This is a genomic window from Clostridium sp. AF29-8BH (assembly GCF_003478145.1).
In the GTDB taxonomy this organism is placed as follows: domain Bacteria; phylum Bacillota; class Clostridia; order Lachnospirales; family Lachnospiraceae; genus Otoolea; species Otoolea fessa.
In genome coordinates this window covers 1-14,039 of record NZ_QUEL01000032.1, presented here as the reverse complement: position 1 = coordinate 14,039, position 14,039 = coordinate 1, and the positions used below count along the sequence as shown (strand labels likewise).

Genomic DNA, 14,039 nt, shown 5'->3' with positions numbered 1-14,039 from the left:
TTGGCACGTTAGTGCCTTTTTGCGTAATAGGGAATTCCAAGGAATTTCCTATTACGCAAAAAAGACCGCTGAGCCGGACTTCCTGTCGCCAGGTTGTCCGAATCAGCAGTCTCTTTATGTAACTGCGTTATGCAATTATATTACTTATACATTCACTCCATATGGTATGGGGAACTACTGACTACCAGCAGATACCCTGAGCCATCATAGCGTCAGCAACTTTCTGGAAACCAACGATGTTAGCACCAGCTACCAGGTTGTAGCCTAAGCCGTATTTCTCAGCTGCTGCTGCGGAACCATCATGGATACCAGTCATGATCTGATGAAGTTTTGTATCAACTTCCTCTGCTGTCCAGCTGTATCTCTCGCTGTTCTGGCTCATCTCAAGACCAGATACAAGAACACCACCTGCGTTTACAGCCTTGGACGGAGCTACTACCATGTTCTTCTGATCCATTAAGAATCTCAGAGCTTCGTTGGTAGTTGGCATGTTAGCTACCTCGATGTAGTACTTGATGCCGTTAGCAGCGATCTTCTTAGCCTCTTCCATACGAACATCGTTCTGAGTAGCAGCCGGCATAATGATGTCAGCCTTAACGCCGAACGGTTTCTCACCTGGGAAGAACTGTACGCCGAACTTGTCTGCGTAATCCTGAACTTTGTTACGTCCAGATGCTCTCATCTCCAGCATGTAGTTGATCTTCTCTTCAGTTACGACACCTTCCGGATCGTAGATGTATCCATCCGGACCAGACAGGGTAACAGCCTTAGCACCCAGCTCAGCCAGTTTCTTGCAGATACCCCAAGCAACGTTACCGAAACCAGATACAACAACGGACTTGCCTTCGATTGTATCGTTCTCATGTTTCATAACAGCTTCTACATAGTAAACAGCGCCGTAACCAGTTGCTTCCGGACGAACCAGAGAACCACCGAAGGACATTCCCTTACCTGTGATAGTACCGTTCTCGAATGCACCGCGAAGTTTTCTGTACTGGCCATACAGATAACCAATCTCACGTCCGCCTACACCAAGGTCACCAGCCGGGATATCTACGTCCGGTCCGATGTGACGATATAACTCAGTCATGAAGGACTGGCAGAATCTCATGATCTCGTTGTCGCTTCTGCCGTTCGGATCGAAGTCAGAACCACCTTTAGCGCCGCCCATCGGCAGAGTTGTTAAGCTGTTTTTGAATGTCTGCTCGAAGCCTAAGAACTTCATGATAGACAGGTTTACAGAAGGAGCGAAACGTAAGCCTCCTTTGTACGGTCCAATAGCGCCGTTGAACTGTACACGATAGCCACGGTTTACATGAACAGCACCGTTGTCATCAACCCACGGAACACGGAACTCGATAGTTCTCTCCGGCTCAACCATTCTCTCAAGCAGAGCAACCTTCTCGTACTCCGGATGTGCATCTACAACCGGACCCAGAGTGGATAATACTTCCTCTGCTGTCTGAAGGAATTCGGCTTCATGTGCGTTTTTCTCTTTGAGTTCTGCAAGAACTCTGTCAACATACTTGCTCATTGGATAATACCTCCTGATATGTATATAAGTTTGAATAGTTCACTGAACTATGGTTACCACAAATACTTGACGATAGTTTCATCGATCTTGTACATAATTCCCTCTGGTTCCAAATTGTTTTTGTGAACTTTTCTGTTTCTATAATGTATTATATATCATTTCTTCGTCAGAATCAAATAAAAATAGTGTTATAGATGTTATTATTATTTGCTTATGGAGTTATATTGTTCCTGATTATAACTCGGGGATGGACAACGAATGTGCCAAAGCACATTCGGGCGCCTCGCGCGGTCACTTGCGACATATTTCTGCTTCGTGTGAGTGCGCATCATTGGCACGTTAGCGCCTTTTTATGTAATAGGGAATTCCAAGGAATTTCCTATTACACAAAAAAAGAGGCCTGCCGAAAAGCAGACCTCTTGAAATTCGCATCTATTAGCCCAGGAAGCTGATGAATCCTGTCAGGATAGTTGCGTTTACAAAGTCGATGAATAAGGAACCTACCAGCGGAACTACCATGTATGCAGTCGGAGCCGGACCATATACGCCGGTGATTGCCTGCATGTTTGCCATAGCGTTCGGGGTAGCACCCATACCGAATCCACAGAAACCACTGGTCATAACAGCAGCATCGTAGGATTTGCCAAGTACGTTGAATACAACGAAGTTTGCATAGAAGAACATAAGTACTGTCTGTGCAAGAAGCATAACTACCATCGGTACAGCCAGCTCAGCTAACTGCCACAGCTTCATATCGATCATAGCCAGACCCAGGAATACGGAAAGGGAAGCACCGCCCAGTGTGCTGATCTCTTCCATCGGGATCTCTTTGTTCTGAACATCCATGATGTTACGGATGATAGCACCAACTAACATTGCGCCGATGTAGAACGGGAATGTCATAAACTTGCCAAGGAACATGGATACGATAGTACCAGCACCGATAGCAACGATTAAGTACAGAAGACCGTCAAGGATTCTAGCGGAATCGATTGCACCAGTCTCATCTGTCTCTACAGTCTCAGTCTTAGTAGCTGCCTCAGCAACTGCGGACAGTTTGTACTTACGGATCTTAGCAGTTGCGATAGGACCACCGATTACGCAGCCTGCAACCAGACCATAAGTAGCGGAAGCGATAGCTACAACGCTCGCATTTGCTACGCCTAATTCCTCAAGTAACGGTCCGAAGGAACCAGCAGTACCGTGACCACCTACCATCGGGATGGAACCGGTTGCCAGACCCAGACGAGGATCCAGACCAAATACGCTTGCCAGACCAGCACCCAGGATGTTCTGAAGAACTACCATAACAGCTGACAGAGCCAGGAATACAACTGTCTGAACGCCGCCCTTCTTCAGCATACGGAAGGATGCTGTGAAACCTACGCTACAGAAGAAAGCTACCATGAATACGTTTTTAAGTGTCATGTCGCAGGAAATTTCCAGAATGCCCATACCTCTTACGATGGTATGAACAATTGCATAAAGGAAACCACCAACTACAGGTGCCGGAATACAATACCGACGAAGAATAGAAATTTTAGCTACCAGAATACGTCCCAGTAACAGTACAAGTGCCGCAACTGCGGTTGCCTGATACATATCAAGCTCGATTGTCTTCATACAACTACCTCCAACCTATTTTTTTTCTTGCTCGCAGGTGTATAATACTGTAGCCCCGACAAAAAACTACAAGATCCATCATAAAAACATAAAATTTTTATAACATTTTTTTAACTTATGATAAACAGATTGGAAATTTTTGTAAATCTACCCGTTATACCTCACGATCTACCGCCAGCATCAGGCTGTCGATGAACTTTTTGATGCTGACTTTGCCGCCGTAACGGCGTTTACCGCGGATGTGATCCATCTCTGCCCGGATTTCCTCGAATGGGAACAGGGTGCTGGAGTATGCAGTAAAGGTTTCATTCATGAAATCCTCAATACCCAAATGTGCCAGGTTCGACATGCCGACCGCGATCGCACGGCGGACACGCTGCTCCATGTTCTTCGGCGCATCGCTCAAAAGCTCGCAGAGCTGACCGATGCTGACCTGGGAGATCGGGCGTCCGTTGTTGTGCAGATACTCGCAGATCCGAAGGATATCGTCGCCGCCCTTCTCGCCGGACATGCCGAGACGGTTTAAAATGTAAAGCACCTTTCTGCCGTAACCGTCATCTTTTTTCTTCTCCTTCGGCATATCCGCGATCTCTGCCATGAACATTTTCTTAATATTCGTCAGTGTTTTCTCATTCTTGATCTGCTCATCCACATTACGGATGACCGATTTTACCTCAATGATATTGATTGGCTTGCTGATGAAGAACTCAATGCCCGCATCGTATGCCTTGCCGATCAATTCTTTTGCCGCCACCTGGGAAATCATGATGCATTTTGCCTTGCAGCCTCTTTCCCGCAGTTCGCGCATGACCTGAACACCGTCCTTTTCCGGCATCAGGAAATCAATCAGAACCATATCCGGATTCTTTGCCAGGATATCATCCACATCCGCCGGCTGTCCCTCTGAAGTACCGCAGACAATTCCCAGATCATTATCTTCAATAATATCCTGCAGGACGCTGATCACTGACATATCATCTTCAACAATATAAATCTCCATTTACTCTATTTCCTCCAATTTCGCTATCGGTATCTCAATATGGAATTTCGTTCCTCTTCCCTCTTCCGAATCCACTGAAATACTACCTTCAAACTGCTCCTCTACCGCGTTTTTCACACCGCAGAGCCCGACGCCTCTATATATATTGCCGGTTTTTTCATCAACTTCGTTGAATATCCCATATTGAAAATCCGTGGGAGATGTTTTTCTGAAATTCCCGGTCCGTCGTCCGCTACTTCAAACACATAATTACCATCTTTTTTGTACTCCCGAATCCAGATCATCCCACTTTTTTTCGTCGATTCGATCGCTTCCACCGCATTTCCTACCAAATTTTTGAGAATCGTCATAAGCTGGTAGTGTTCCTGCGTCATAAAATTGTCCCGGCAGTCAAACATCAGACGGATATCCAGCTTTTTCTCCGCCATGGTCCGGTAGGTGGATGATTCCAGAATCCGAAGAAGATCCTGCAGGCTCATCGTTTCCTCGTTCGACTCTTCCTCGATCGCCTCCTCAATGCCCTGAATGATGCGGATGTAATCTTTCTTGATCTCATGGACATCCCGCGCTATCTCAAGTCCCATCTGCTGCATTTCCCGTGGAAGATCCTTTTCCAGAATCTGCTCATAGAGCTTGTATGCATTGCTCATGACGCGCTCGATCTCCTCGGTGTTCTTATGCATCAGGTAAATCTCAGTCTTGAGTCCCGTTGTCATAAGAAATAACCGCTGATAACGGCTCTCATGATCCGCTTTCGTAAGAAGAAGCCGGTACTGCTGTTCTCCGATCAGTGCCAGTGCCACAAAAAGTGTGCGGACTGCGGCGATCATAAAAAGCTTTTGAATTATATCCGGTCCCGGCATCGCATTGTTTTTAAGAAGCGCCGCCAGGAAGTTTTCGAATATATTCGAGCATAAGTCACAGAAAAATGCCGCCGCAATCACATTTTCCAGATTCGCGATATGTTTATTCCGGATCTGTAGCTTGAACATCATGCCGTACACGATATAAAAGAATGCTCCGGGCATCGCAAGCTGTACCAGCATCTCGGATGGCATTCCCTGCAGATAATATATCACAATTCGGAATAAAAAAACAATGATCGACGTCACCGTACAGATCGTCATCGTGTGAATCTGGCTTCCGACTGTCATAATCAGCACCGGAAGCAGGATAACCGACGCTGACACACGGAAATTGTTGACAAATACGTTCCAATAAAGCTGCGAAGTTATCGCTATGATAAAGCCTATCGCTAATGTTCGTCTCCAGGATTTCATTTCTGCCTTTCTCCCTCTTTAAATAGTACAATTTCACATAGCTTTTAGCCTGAGTAAAACAGTTTTTGCATATTTATATAGTATACTTAGTTTCATGAAATCTGTAAAGAATTTTATAGCAGATGTGAAACTCTCGTTACTGTTCACACACGTGTGCCCGGCAACGGGATTTTGCCGATGCTACGCATTCCAAATCGGCAAAATCTGCTGCCGGAACTGTATCGTACGGAATTTTCAGTTCAAAAAATTCCTACCTGTGAACAGTTACAAACTCTCCCAGTGACGCTGCCCTGCTTATAACCCCTCTTTACCTATATAATAGCGTCTCCCGGATTCTTTCCGCAAACGCATTCATCCGATCCTCAATCCCCGGCAGCTGCATCGCTGCCCCGGCATTGTTTGCCGTCTCCATCATCGCAAACTGCCCCGGCAGATAGAAGGTTTTGTTCATATTTAACGCCGCGATAAGCTGTTCCGCCACGATATCGCTTCCGGAATAGCCCGACACAACCACCGCAAACAGCGCTTTGTCATAAAACCGCGTCGTCCGGAACAGCGAAGTCAGGCGGTTGATGAACGCAGTCAGGTTTGCCGACAGCGCATCGTTGTAGTTTGGACAGAGCATCACGATGGCATCCGCCTCGCGGACTGCCGGATAGACGTCCTCGACCATCACTCCACCGTAGAAGCAGCTTCCCTGCTCGCCAAAATGCAGGCACATCTTGTACGGGCATCCGGCGCAGTCGGAAAGCGTACCGTTTCGAAGCCCTATCTCCCGGATCTCCATCTCCGGGAGCTGTTCTTTCACCCGGTTCCAGATCGCGTAGGTGTTGGAGGTCTTGTGGCTTGACGCGTGCAATACCAATACTTTCGGACATTTTTTCCTGACGCAATCCGTTCCCAGTACTTCTTTGACCAGCCCCGCCGCGCTCTCGCGGTATGCCCCCATCAGATCGGTTCCAAGATTATTGGAAACGATCGTGTAATTGGAAAGTGTCCGCGTGCCCTCGACGAGCGGGCGTCCCACGAACGCGCAGCCCGCACAGTTAGCGGCAAATACCAGATCCTTCGCCGCCGATTTGGAATAGAGGTCATTTTCACTGTCCACCAAAAGTCCGCCGACAAAACCGTTCAGAAAATCCGGATGTTCCCGCAGGAAACGAATCAGGCGGTAAAGCTCCAGGTTGATACCAGATGTGCCAAGCGGCACGGCAAACAGGATACGTCCCTGGACTGGATTTTTTCGATTCTGTGTCTTCTCCAGGCGCCTCCATCGGTTTACATAATCTTCGAAAGCACTGATTTCCGTCGCTGTCTCGTAGGCGTAGCGTCCAGCGCATAGGATAACACCTCCGAAAGGCGCGCATCCGCGCCTTTTTCCTCCTCGCGCAGATGGACGAGGAGGAGAGGCATTTCTTCTATATAGATATCTCCTTCTGAATTTGAATGAATCATTTATTTTCGCTTCCTTCCTGCGATAAGACTCATCGATCACACAATCTTTTTCAGATTTTCCTCCGCCGTCACAATCCGCTCATACAGGGCATCCGGCAGTGGCAGGATTTCTGTTTCCAGACCGTATTCAGTATAACGGTTTTTCACGCCCATGAAGATGCCGCCCATGAATACGGAACCACAGTGCCATTCGCCGCGCATCATCAGAATCAGGGAGATCGCGCCGGAGGAATATGCCGGTGCGATAAACGGCTTGAAACCAATCGCACGCATATGCAGGTTTGCCGTTACCGTCAGCTGGGTCAGTTCTTTTGAAAGCGCATCGTTGTAATTTGCAATGGAATCTGCGATGACGAGATCCTGTCCATGCGGTCCGAAGGAACGTCCCTCGGTCAAAAACTGTGAAAATCGTCCGTCGCGCTTCGCATAATAAGCCGCGCGCGCATTCATAACGCCCAGTCCGAAGCCCTGTACCTGTTCCGGACGCAGTCCTTTCAGATCAAGGACGCCGTTTTCATCCTTATTGCTCTCCAGCCATGCCGTCTTTGCCAGCGGGTCAACCGGATCGGAGACAACGGCAAATAAGCCCTTGAAATGCTCGGCTCTCGCCTGTCTTGCATACTGCGCAACGATCTTGGAGTTATTTTCAAACTGGTACATCCGCACATCCTTGACGCCAGAACCAACCGGCGGGATTCCCTTGGAAGCAACAAATACAAACACATCGCATTTGAAGAGGTCTTCCGGTTTTACCACATCGACCTCCGGCAGCGCGTCATATGCCCACGGATACGCGATCTGGTTTTCCTCAAATTCCCAGCGTGCGGTCACTTTATCGGAAATATCACAGATGCCGATCGAACTGATGCAGTCGCCGCCCAGAAGATGAAGCCCGGTCAACAGCGTACTTCCGACATCGCCGATCGCCAGAACATGGACTCTTTTCTTCGTTTTCTGCGGTTTTTCTGCCAAAATAGCCTCAAAATCCGGATGCAGGCAGTTGACTGCGCGCATCACGTCCTGAATGATCGCGGCTTTGACTGCCTCGTCAAGCTCACAATTTTTCTTTGCCGCCTGCACCTCCAGCTTCCGGCTGCTCAGCCAGGAAACATTCTCTGCCTCCTGGAACAGCAGCAGCGGCGAGTTTACCTTAAAAGAATCTCTTCCGGTTCCCGGCTCGCGCTCGAATAAGAAGGTGAGCGGCGTGCCCGGGTGCGGCATTTCTGCCTTTTCGTATGATAAATTTCCATTGAAGGAACAGCAGATTTTATCTCCAATTTTATAATAGTACATATTGCATACCCCCTGCTCTTTTTTGATATCTTATATGATATTATTTTGCATTATTTGACATAATTTCTCACTTCCGCGTCCGATACAGCATCTCCAAATCATTTTCCAGATACACCGACGCTGCCAGATTCGGATCGTAGCTGACACACTCGCCTTTATCCGGGCAGAGCGGCAGGATGACCGCTTCAGACAGGCGGCTTAACGTCAGGTTTCTCGCAAACAGCGCCCGGTACTCGGATTCGAGCACCAGAAGGATGTTGCGCGCGTTGCGGATGCAGCACGCGGAGAACTCAAACGCGGCTTCCGGCGTACTTCCCTGTACCGGCGGTGCGGCATACGGCAGGATCATATTGATCGACGGCGTCAATCCCGCCACCTTCACGGTATCGCGGCGCACCGTATCGCCTCCGATGAACGGGTACAGTGTGGACTCGACAAACCAGTTCCGCAGATTCGGAATGTAATAAATACTGTCTACCGGCACTCCCTTCGTCGCCATCGTGTCGCGCCCGTAGCCTGAAATCATACCTAACACCAATTTTTTGATTTCCACGCCCTCTTCGCGCAGCATCGGTTCCAATGCCTCGAAACGTCCGCCGTGATGCAGCAGATCATCGACCAGAATCACCGGGCGGTCAAAGGACTTGATAGCCTTGATCTGGCTTCGCAGCGGCGAATAGTACGGGAACGCTTCGATCGACTTCTCTTTCAGCTCCGGATCGTACACTTTATCTGTATGCAGCGTCTTCGTCACCGTATTCGGAATAACTTTTCCACGCAGGATCTTGCCGAACGGCACGCACATCGCCCCGCCGAGATGTCTCGGCGTCACTGGGTCACGCGGCACACCATTTAACGCCGTGATCCGTTCCACCAGACGATGGTAAATCACGCTCGCAGACATCGAAAGAACCAGCTGTCCCGGATAGAAGCGCGTCATCGCCATCTGCAATTCCCGATGCGCCTTGTAGATCGCATCCAGAACGCGCGGATTGCTGGAAAATGGTTCTTTTAACGTCGTTTCCAGATTCTGCACTAATACAAGCGGCGCATGCATATCGACCAGATAGAGCGGCGCGTCTTCCGGGGATTCCGGCGCCTTCACAAAGCCCTGGCGGACCACCGCCGACAGCACGCGCTCCGGGCAGTAGCCGTCTGCCGGGAAGAAAAGTGCATAGCCGCATTTATACTCAAAGGACCGTGCGATCGCCTCGGTTAAAAGCAGCTGTTCCGCGTCGTTGATCATCGGGTCGCGCTCGACATAGATACCCGAAATCAGAAGAATCTCACCGTAGGTATGGCGGCGCACCTGATCTGCCAGACTGACCTGTCCCAGAACGGCAAACAGCTCATCCGGCGCCAGATAACGAAGCCGTGCCACGCCGACGAGCCGGTTTTCCTGCACGGTATTCCTAAGAAGCAGCAGCCGGTCGCCCGACTCCTTCATCGAATTCAACAGGTTCTCGCGATCTTCTTCGTCCTGCAGAACAAAATTCGAAATTTCCGCCAGAAGCATTTCATCCGGCGTCTCCACCTCCTCATAGGAGATCGCACGCGCGCGGATATATGGTTTATATTCCGGCTCGCGCAGATACAGACCATTGTAATAGATGTATTCCTGCACAGACGGGTCGATCAGGTTCGAAATATCGCGGTTCAGATCGACATTTTCACGGATTCTCGTCGAACTAATGTCCTCCAGATGCTCCGGAAGCTCCAGCTCCACAACCTTGCCACTGATCTGATCCATCATCTGACGGTTGTATTTATTGTCCGCCTTGACGTCACCCACGCGTCGGAACGCGATATGGTTCATCGAATGAATCGAATTTTTAACCGGTTTCTTCTTATAAGAAGAGGCATTGGCAATGACATCGCTGCCGACCACGATATACAGCTCTTTTCCGGAAAACACCTCTCTCAGGCGTTTCAGATCCGCCGGATTGGCAATATTGACCGGAATCTCATCCGGGAACAGGTTCACATGGAACTCATCCGCCACCGACATACTCACGATCTGACGGCGGATCAGATGCGGCTGCGCCTTTTTTGACCAGGAAAATTCATCGACCGCCAGAAAAACCTCATAGCCGCGATCGCGAATCTCGCGGACAATCTCCTTGTGTGACAGCGTAAACGGGTCAAATGTGCCTGGGAAGAATGCCACCTGGTTCCGCTCCTTGATCTCTAAATTGCCCTCGGTCATATGGTACTGCGTGATGAACCGGTAAATATTGGAAAGGGACGCCGCACGATAAAATGCCGTCAGCTCATTTCCCTTATTTTCATTGAATAAGAACAGCATCTTGCGGAAGGACAGAGCAAACAACTCTTTTTTCTCCCGGCACTCCATCCAGGATGAGCCGAAGACGGTCTGCCCCAGCACCAGCATCGCCTCCTGGCGCACCGACTCGCGGTAATTGGCCAGACCGCTGAGCAGGATGCCAAGCAGGCGTCCGCGCCGTTCCTCGCATACCTCCTTTTTCTCCGCAAAGCGCTCTGGGTAGCACGAATACCGTTCCAGCAGCACGCCGACCGTATCAAGCGCAACCGAGACTATCTGGTCGTTTGCATTTGCCATCATGCCATGCAGGTAGGAAACGATCTCCTCCAGCTGTTCCGGCGGCAGCCACAGCGCCGCCTGCCCCAGATACTGCGGAATATATTTGGAAAATTCGTACTCACCGACTTCCAGCCCCTTCATCAGCTCAACCACGATCTCATTTCTCTGATCCGGTGTCAGAAGCCCGATGATGCGAAGCAGGGCGGTTCCGGCATCATGGCGCACGATCACGTGCTCGCTGACCTTTACAAGGTTGGAGAGATGCGCTGCGATATGCAGCATATGTTCCTGTTTGCCATGGGCGATCTGATCGACGAGCAGCTTGATATTGGCCGACTTGATGACCCACGGTGTCGCTGTTTTGAGGTTATCCAGGAAAATATCGGAAACAACGTCACGGTCGTACAAAAGTTCCTGTTCTCTCGCCGTGTCCTCTCCGAGATTATTTAACACGCGGTATTTGAGAAAGGTCATCGTGATATTGTCCTCAACCTGCGCCGCCCTCACGCACATGCCGATCTCGGCACAGCACGGATGATCCGGCTGGTACGCCGTCAGAAGCTTGAACGCGCGCCACGATGCGATCCGCACATCCGGTTCCCCGCTCTGCGACTCAATCAGGGCAAATTTTGCGATTTTCCCCAGTTCCTCTTCGCTCAGTTTATCAAACGGCATGAAATGCACCGTATCCAGCAGGGAAAATGCCTCGCCCGGATCCAGCTCCTCCGCCCGGTCATACCAAACCAGAAATGCCTCCAGAAATTCCCGCAGATCACCCGGCGTCGCATGATCAACCACCGATGCCAGCACATTTTTCAGGTGATAACGGATGCGCCTTTTCTGCTGCAGCATCAGCTTATGATCCGGTCGGATGATCATTTCCAGATATTGCTTCCAGATCTCCATCACGCGCTCCTCGGCAATATCCGGCATGCCCGCCGGGCGCTCCTTGCGGTAACCGGCGTTGAACTGCGCGATCACGTGTCCGATCAGCCTCGCCGCCTGCGCGCGGATGTCGCCCTCACGGTGCATCAGAAGCTCATATAAAAAGCCCAGCGTCTGCTCTTTCTGTTTGTCGTTTGTGTATGTAAAATATTCACGGAAAATGTTTAAGTATGCGCGGACACTCTTCCAATCCTTCTCGCTGCGCGCCGCCTCGAGGAGATTGCCAAACTGGCGTTCTGCCCCCATCTGATGCATGACGCGGATATTATGCTCGATACCCATGAAAACGAGGGACTGCACCGTCTGCTCTGCATTCCGAAGGGAAATATCCGGCAGCACCTCCGGCTTTTTGGGGTGTCCATTCAAATCCACATCCACGCCGAGAGACCGCATATAATCCTCAAAATCATGCAGTTTGGAATAAACAAAGCGGTAACGGTTTAATTTCACCTCATCCACGTTGTCGAGTTTCGAGAGGATGACGTTGAACGCCTCATCCAGATTGGAAATGTAGGTAATCTCACGCCCGTCGTCGCCGCGGCTCTGTTTTACACGGAAATCGGCATAGATCAGCACCAGGGATTCAACCGACAGGTTTTCCGGTTCCAGATCCCAGGTCGAATGGTTCGCCGCGATATGACCGATGTATTCCATCGAATGGTTGTTAAACCACTGGTTTGTATAATAGTAATGAAGATACGGAACCCGCTCATTCGGCTTGCAGCCGAATTTGCCGAGATCATGTCCCGCAGCCGCGCCCGAGGTCAGCGTCAGATCGATCGGAACTCCCGCCGCATAAAGCCCGCGTGCCACCGTCATCGCGACGTAATGCACGCCCGCGATGTGTTCCAGCGTCCGAAACGGCGTCACCTCCGCATTGAGGCGCATCATCTCATAGATGTATTCCTGTGCGAAAAACTTCTTGAAACGGCTGTATTCTGCCGCGCACTCAAAGCTTGAAGCTTCCTCATCACCCAAAAATGCAAAGTCCTCCATCGGTTTGTACGGAAGCACCGCCCGCTCGCGGTCAAACACGAACTGAAGCACTGCCAGATAGAACTCCGCACCGGCGGAAAAAGCGGCATTTTCCTTCTTAAACTCCGCATCCGGGTAGAGAATATGGCACACATACTGGTAGGTAAACTTCATCCAGCCCTCTTCCGGCTCATGCCCTAAAAGGCTTAACGGTTCCTCACAGATCTCGTAGACCGCCCGGCAGGAAATCCGTTTTTTGATCGGGAAAATATGGGCAAACTGTTCCTCCCAGTGATCCTTGTTCATGAGCATCATGACATTTTTCCGGCTCAGTCCCGACCGGTCTAAAAAGTCTTTTTCACAAAGGCGCTCGGTCAGTTCCGCCGCCGCCTGACGTACCTCTTTTTTACTCATCCACATCCCTCGCATTCTCTGGATCTCTCAGATGGTTCTTTGCTGTGCAAAAACCATCTGAGTTATTGCAAATATTCTTTTCATATCAAATTTTATAATACTTGAATTATACCACCAGGTGGGGAAGTGCGCTATATAAAATAACGGATAATTCATCGCCATACGGCGCAATAAAACCACAAAAGACGCCTGCAAAAATGCAGATAGCTCATCTACCTTCCATTTCTGCAAACGTCTTTGTTTTTACAAGTCAACCGTTTTATGGCTGCTCTTTCCGAATCTCCGGAATCTCAACTCCCAGCTGTTTCGCCATCGCATCCGCGATCACCTGGTGATCGTCCCAGTGTTCCATGCCGGATACCATCACATAGGCAAAAGGACGGCTTCCATCTCTCATGAAAACCGGGATGCAGCCGCCGCACACGAAGAAGTTCTCCTCGCGCACTTTCCAGGATGCTTCCAGTTCTCCGGCTCTCGATGCCGTCAGCGCCCGCAGCGAGCTCATCCCCGTGAGCCGCGATGCTGCCAGCTTATTGGTCATCCACCAGTCTGCTTCCAGCGTCGCGCCCTCCATCTTGTAGGCAAAGACGGTCGTCTCGTCCTCCACGATGCGGACAGCGACCGAACCGTGATATTTTTTCTCCGTGACCTCTGCAATCAAAAGCCCCAGCTCAAGCGCCTGTTTCCGGGTAAATGTATCGTAGCAAAGTACGGATTCCTGCTGTTTCAGAATCTCATTCCATTGTTCTTCGGTGTAGAAATTCTTCATGTGTTCCCCCTCCTGTGTCGGTTTGTTTTCCCCTTGTGAATCAGGTTATGATCCCCCGGGGTTCATTATATCATACGTATTCTCACCCGTCCACTCACGAACCCGCGCTATCGCGCTCTACCGCCCTGCTTCGCATGGCTGTTCGTTCGTTAATGGCGCAAGAAAAGAATATGTCTGCTTCGCAGCCG

Annotated in this window: 10 protein-coding genes; all 10 read right to left on the bottom strand. The window is 50.0% G+C overall.

Annotated features, from left to right (window positions below):
• Window positions 1-181 precede the first annotated feature (181 nt).
• On the bottom strand, window positions 182-1,534 hold the full coding sequence (gene gdhA / locus DWZ16_RS14135; protein WP_118523079.1) for an NADP-specific glutamate dehydrogenase: 1,353 nt from the start codon (window positions 1,532-1,534) through the stop codon (window positions 182-184).
• 435 nt (window positions 1,535-1,969) lie between these two features.
• Complete coding sequence (gltS, locus tag DWZ16_RS14130; protein WP_118523078.1) at window positions 1,970-3,157, bottom strand: sodium/glutamate symporter; 1,188 nt, start codon at window positions 3,155-3,157, stop codon at window positions 1,970-1,972.
• Window positions 3,158-3,311: 154 nt separating this feature from the next.
• Window positions 3,312-4,157 carry a DNA-binding domain-containing protein gene (locus DWZ16_RS14125; protein ID WP_022359963.1) on the bottom strand — a complete coding sequence of 282 codons (846 nt, stop codon included), beginning with the start codon at window positions 4,155-4,157 and terminating at the stop codon, window positions 3,312-3,314.
• Window positions 4,158-4,274 carry a hypothetical protein gene (locus tag DWZ16_RS17050; RefSeq protein WP_412694360.1) on the bottom strand — a complete coding sequence of 39 codons (117 nt, stop codon included), beginning with the start codon at window positions 4,272-4,274 and terminating at the stop codon, window positions 4,158-4,160. It abuts the gene before it with no gap.
• The gene (locus DWZ16_RS17045; RefSeq protein WP_412694359.1) at window positions 4,271-5,437 is read right to left on the bottom strand and encodes an ATP-binding protein; all 1,167 of its coding nucleotides are present in this window, start codon (window positions 5,435-5,437) and stop codon (window positions 4,271-4,273) included. Before DWZ16_RS17045 ends, DWZ16_RS17050 begins: the two co-directional genes overlap by 4 nt.
• Before the next feature lie 307 nt (window positions 5,438-5,744).
• Window positions 5,745-6,647: a flavodoxin family protein gene (locus DWZ16_RS14115; protein WP_243033942.1), complete on the bottom strand. Its 903-nt coding sequence runs from the start codon at window positions 6,645-6,647 to the stop codon at window positions 5,745-5,747.
• Window positions 6,648-6,715: 68 nt separating this feature from the next.
• Window positions 6,716-6,892, bottom strand: coding sequence for a hypothetical protein (locus tag DWZ16_RS15595; protein ID WP_182427378.1), 177 nt, complete (start codon window positions 6,890-6,892; stop codon window positions 6,716-6,718).
• Between the two features lie 36 nt (window positions 6,893-6,928).
• A complete protein-coding gene (locus DWZ16_RS14110; RefSeq protein ID WP_118523077.1) occupies window positions 6,929-8,185 on the bottom strand; it encodes a lactate dehydrogenase in 1,257 nt (418 codons plus the stop codon).
• A gap of 67 nt (window positions 8,186-8,252) precedes the next feature.
• The gene (locus DWZ16_RS14105; protein ID WP_118523083.1) at window positions 8,253-13,082 is read right to left on the bottom strand and encodes a nicotinate-nicotinamide nucleotide adenylyltransferase; all 4,830 of its coding nucleotides are present in this window, start codon (window positions 13,080-13,082) and stop codon (window positions 8,253-8,255) included.
• A 259-nt stretch (window positions 13,083-13,341) separates the two neighbouring features.
• Window positions 13,342-13,851, bottom strand: coding sequence for a heme-binding protein (locus tag DWZ16_RS14100; protein WP_118469480.1), 510 nt, complete (start codon window positions 13,849-13,851; stop codon window positions 13,342-13,344).
• Window positions 13,852-14,039 lie beyond the last annotated feature (188 nt).

Excerpts from the sequence above, each read along its gene's own strand:
- gdhA (WP_118523079.1), bottom strand. The coding sequence starts at position 1,534 with ATGAGCAAGTATGTTGACAGAGTTCTTGCAGAACTCAAAGAGAAAAAC.
- gltS (WP_118523078.1), bottom strand. The coding sequence starts at position 3,157 with ATGAAGACAATCGAGCTTGATATGTATCAGGCAACCGCAGTTGCGGCA.
- DWZ16_RS14125 (WP_022359963.1), bottom strand. The coding sequence starts at position 4,157 with ATGGAGATTTATATTGTTGAAGATGATATGTCAGTGATCAGCGTCCTG.
- DWZ16_RS17045 (WP_412694359.1), bottom strand. The coding sequence starts at position 5,437 with ATGAAATCCTGGAGACGAACATTAGCGATAGGCTTTATCATAGCGATA.
- DWZ16_RS15595 (WP_182427378.1), bottom strand. The coding sequence starts at position 6,892 with ATGATTCATTCAAATTCAGAAGGAGATATCTATATAGAAGAAATGCCT.
- DWZ16_RS14110 (WP_118523077.1), bottom strand. The coding sequence starts at position 8,185 with ATGTACTATTATAAAATTGGAGATAAAATCTGCTGTTCCTTCAATGGA.
- DWZ16_RS14105 (WP_118523083.1), bottom strand. The coding sequence starts at position 13,082 with ATGAGTAAAAAAGAGGTACGTCAGGCGGCGGCGGAACTGACCGAGCGC.
- DWZ16_RS14100 (WP_118469480.1), bottom strand. The coding sequence starts at position 13,851 with ATGAAGAATTTCTACACCGAAGAACAATGGAATGAGATTCTGAAACAG.